Genomic DNA, 4,701 nt, shown 5'->3' with positions numbered 1-4,701 from the left:
CGCCGCGCGGCGCGCGCCGGGCCTCGTACTGCGGGCGGTCTGCGCCCGTTCGCCGTCGAGCTTGAACACTTCGACGATCTGATCGAGCTCGGACGCCTGGTTCTCGGTCTGCTCGATCGCCGCGTTGGTCTCTTCAACCAGCGCCGCATTGTGTTGCGTCATCTCATCCATCTGCCGCACGGCGGTGGTGACTTCCCCGATCGCCGACGACTGGTCGCGGCTCGCCGCAAAGATGTCGAGCATCAGATGGCTGTTGTCCTGCACCGCCTGCGAGATGTCGTGGAGCTTCGCGGCGGCTTCCGCCACCAGCCGCGTGCCGCCCGACACTTCCTTGGCGCTCTGCTCGATCAGCACCTTCACCTCGGCCGAGGCGCTCGCCGCCGATTGCGCGAGGCGCCTGACCTCGACCGCCACCACCGCAAAGCCCTTGCCGGCCTCGCCGGCCCGCGCGGCTTCAACCGACGCGTTCAGCGCCAACAGGTTGGTCTGGAACGCGATATCGTCGATCAACCCTATAATGTTGGAAATCTTGGACGATGAGGTTTCGATGGCTGCCATGGCGCCATTGGCCTGTTCCATCACCGCGCCGCCTTCGGTCGCGCTGCGCGACACAGCGAGCGCCTTGCCACTGGCGGTCGTGGCGCGCTTGGCATTGTCCATCACCGCCGACGACAATTGATCGACCGCCGCCGTGGTCTCCTCGATGGTGGCCGCCTGCCGCGTGGTGCGATCGGACAGGTCATTGGCACCGGCCAGGATTTCCCCGGTCGCGGTCTTGAGCGAGCGGGAGGTGGTCTGCAACTGCGCCACGATAGTGGCCAGCTGTTCGACCACCGCGTTGGTGTCGTCCTTGATCTGCTGGAATTCGGGCTCAAACGCCTCTTCGATGCGGCTCCGCAACTCGCCCGCTGCCACGTCCTTGAGCACGGCCCCGGTCAGCGTCACGGCGCGGTTGATCTTGGCGGCGGCGGCGTCCTCGGATGCCTTGGCATCGCTGGTGAGTTTGTCGAAATAGGCCGAAACCCCGATGTCGATATCCAGCAGCGTCGCCTTGATCATGTCGGTCACGACGACCGCTATGGCGTCGCTGCCGGCCAGCACCGCGGCCGGGTCCAGCGGCTTGGTGCGGCCAAAACCGCCCTTTTGCGGGGCCACCAATTCGGCCATCAGGTCATGCACGACCCCGCGCACCAGGGTTTCGAGGACCAGACCATAGCCCCCGATATGCCAGCGCGGCTCCAGCCCGATCCGCGCATGGACCAGCCCCACCTTGGTGCTGGCCTGCAGATAGGCATCGTCGAACTGCCCCGAGGCCATGGCCTGCCAATGGCCGACCTGCTTGCCCTTGGCCCGGTCCATTTGCGGGCGGCCCGAGAAGAAGGACGCAACCGCCGGCACCGCCGCCAGCTTGTCATAGAAAGCCGACAGCGCCGGCTCCAGATGCTTGGAAATGTGGGGCTGCGACTGGGCGAGGCGGGCACGCGCCGCAGCGTCCAGTCCGATGAAATCCAGGCGCGACTGCAGCTCTGCGTTGGTCGGGGAAACAGGTTTGGTCATGGCAATGGCTCGGTGAAAACGCAAGCTTGCCTCGCCACCGGATAACCCGGTTTGATCGAGGTCAAGCCCGCCTGTTTTCAAGCCATCATGGTAAATAAAGTACTACGATCCCAACAAGTTACTAGAATTCGGCCCAGTTTGTGGCGAGCGCCGTATTGCCCGAACTGCGCCCTGCCGCCACCATTTTGGGGCGCGCGGACCGGGACATGCTGGTCACCTGAGCCTGGCCGCCGCCGTCCAGCTTGAACACGTCCACAATGCCATCCAGCTCATTGGCCTGCGCTTCGGTCTGCTCGATGGCCGCATTGGTCTGCTCCACCAGCGCCGCATTGTGCTGGGTCATCTCGTCCATCTGCCGCACCGCGACCGAAACCTCTTCCAGCGCCGAGGACTGCTCCTTGTTGGCTTGGGCGATGGAGTCGATCAGGCTGGAGCTTTCCTGTGCGCCGACCAGGATATCCAGCAGCTTCTCGGACGCTTGTCCTACCAGCCGCGAGCCATTGCGGACCTCGGTAGCGCTGGCCTCGATCAAGACCTTGACCTCGCTAGATGCCTGCGCCGCCGATTGCGCCAGCCGCCGCACTTCCACGGCCACCACCGCAAAGCCCTTGCCGGCGTCGCCCGCACGGGCGGCTTCCACCGACGCATTCAGCGCCAACAGATTGGTCTGGAACGCGATGTCGTCGATCAGCCCGATGATGTTGGAAATCTTGGCCGACGAGGTCTCGATCGCCCCCATGGCCTCATTGGCCTGCTTCATCACCGCGCCACCGTCGGTGGCATTGGCGGAAACCGACTTGGCCTTGCTGCTGGCCGTGGCCGCCCGCTTGGCGTTCTCCAGCACCGCGCCACTCAGTTGCTCGACCGAGGCTGCCGTCTCCTCAATGGTCGCCGCCTGCCTTGTGGTGCGCTCCGCCAGATCGTTGGCGCCGGACAGGATTTCCCCGGTCGCGGTCTTGAGCGAGCGCGACGTGCCGCGCAGGCTGGTGACGATGTCCAGGAGCCGCTCGAGCGAGCCGTTGAAGGCCAGCCGCAATTGCTCGTACTGGCCGGTGAATTGCGTATCCACCCGCCCGGTTAGGTCGCCCTCGGCCATTTTGGCCAGGCTCGAGGTCAGTTGGGCGATAATGCCCTCGGCGCGCTTGCGCTCGGTGATATCGGTGGCGAACTTGATGACCTTGACGGGCTTGCCACTGGAATCGAGGATCGGATTGTAGGAGGCCTGGATCCACACTTCCTTGCCGCCCTTGCCGAAGCGCTGGAACTCGGCCGCCTGGTATTCGCCGGCCCGCAACCGCTCCCAGAACTGCGCATAGGCGGGGCTGGCGGCAAATACTGGATCGCAGAACATGCGGTGATGCTTGCCGACGATTTCGCCGGCCGCATAGCCCACCACGGACAGGAAATTCTCGTTGGCCTGGCGCACCGTGCCGTCGAGGTTGAATTCGATCACCGCCTGCGCCCGCGAGATCGCCTCGATCTGGGCGGCGTTGTCGGCGGCACGGTTTTTCTGCGCAGTGATGTCGGTGGCGAACTTGATGACCTTGAGGACCTTGCCCGCCTTGCTCAAGACCGGATTATAGGTGGCCTGGATCCACACTTCCTTGCCGCCCTTGGCGATGCGCTTGTATTCGCCCGACTGGAACTTGCCCTGCCCCAGTTCCTGCCAGAAGCGGTGATAGTCCGCGCCGGCGGCAAATTCCGGCTCGACGAACATGCGGTGATGCTTGCCGGCGATTTCGTCCAGCGCATAGCCGAGCGTCGCCAGGAAATTATCGTTGGCGGTGATGATCGTCCCATCCAGATTGAATTCGATCACCGCCTGCGAGCGCATGATCGCCTCCACCTTGGAGCGATCGTCGAGACGTGCGGCGCGCGAGAATAAGTTAAACCCAGTCATCGAACAGGCCCTCCAGCCTTGGCCGCTGCCGACTTCTTCGGCGCGCCGCATAGGATAAGAACAACGCGGTTAATGGCGCTCTCGGAATGTGGCTCTGGAAACTGCGTAGCTCGCTAGGCCCGACTGGGTGAGACGAGCGGCATGCTGCGGCAAGAGCAGAGGCGCCCCGCGGCAAAACTCTATTGGGCAATACCAGCAATGAATTGGGAAAACGGCCGACATGAAAATCCTCATGAAAAACCCACCAGGTCATACTGGCGGCTTCGAGATTTCCTGCGTCCACGGCACAATATAGAGGTCTGACGTTAAGACCTGGTAAAGCACCTGATAGGCACAAAAAAAGGGCGCCAGAGGCGCCCTTTGCATTCGGTTGTGTAAGGCTCGAGACCGATCGATATTTCTGCTCAGGCCGAGTCGAACCGAAGGTCCGCGCCAGCGAACATGCTGGTTTTCGAGAACCGGACCGGAGCGTACGTTTGGGTACGTGAGGACCGGAAGCGCAGAAAGCTAGTATTTGCAGACCGGCCTCAGCTGAATAGCGATTGGTCTAGAACTCGCTCCAGTCTTTGGCGATAGCCGCATTGCCCTGGCTCAGATAGGAGCGCGCTGCGGAGCGCACCTTGTCCACTGCCTGACGCACTGGCGCCGCCGGGCGGGAACGGGCCGCCGGGGCCTCGTCGGCCAGGGTGAAGATATCCACCACCCGGTCGAGCTCGCTGGCCTGCGCCTCGGTCTGCTCGATCGCCGCATTGGTTTCTTCCACCAGGGCGGCGTTGTGCTGGGTCATTTCGTCCATGGTGCGCACCGCCACCGACACTTCGTCGATCGCCGCTGCCTGCTCGCGGCTGGCGCGAGCGATGTGCTGCATCAGCGCCGAGTTTTCCTCGACCGCCTGCTGCATCGCCGCCAACTGCTCGGCTGCGCTCGACACCAGCTTGGAGCCGCCCGCAACCTCGACCGCCGACTGCTCGATCAGCGCCTTGACGTCCGCCGAAGCGCTGGCCGCCGATTGCGCCAACCGCCGCACTTGCACGGCGCCCACCGCAAAGCCCTTGCCGGCATCGCCGGCCCGCGCCGCTTCCACCGACGCGTTCAGCGCCAACAGGTTGGTCTGGAACGCGATGTCGTCGATCAGTCCGATAATGTTGGAAATCTTGCCAGAGGATTGCGTGATCCGCTCCATCGCATGGGTGGCGCGGCCCATCACGGTTCCGCCATCTTCGGCGGCCCGCGAGACCATGTCG

At 63.8% G+C, this 4,701-nt stretch carries 3 protein-coding genes; all 3 read right to left on the bottom strand.

All coding sequences use genetic code 11. The features are described from left to right. Nucleotides 1-1,557, bottom strand: a 1,557-nt coding sequence (locus JWP26_RS08290; protein WP_299725645.1) for a globin-coupled sensor protein, incomplete at its 3' end; no start/stop codon positions are given. A gap of 121 nt (nucleotides 1,558-1,678) precedes the next feature. Further along, nucleotides 1,679-3,457 (bottom strand): methyl-accepting chemotaxis protein, encoded by a 1,779-nt coding sequence (locus JWP26_RS08285; protein WP_299725642.1) that lies wholly within the window; start codon nucleotides 3,455-3,457, stop codon nucleotides 1,679-1,681. A 547-nt stretch (nucleotides 3,458-4,004) separates the two neighbouring features. Beyond that, a partial coding sequence (locus tag JWP26_RS08280; RefSeq protein WP_299725637.1) for a methyl-accepting chemotaxis protein occupies nucleotides 4,005-4,701 on the bottom strand: 697 nt, incomplete at its 5' end.

Origin of the sequence: Devosia sp. (assembly GCF_028290435.1) — a bacterium.
Classification (GTDB): Bacteria; Pseudomonadota; Alphaproteobacteria; order Rhizobiales; family Devosiaceae; genus Devosia.
Note: the sequence above shows the minus strand (reverse complement) of the source record. Positions and strands in the feature narration are given on the sequence as shown.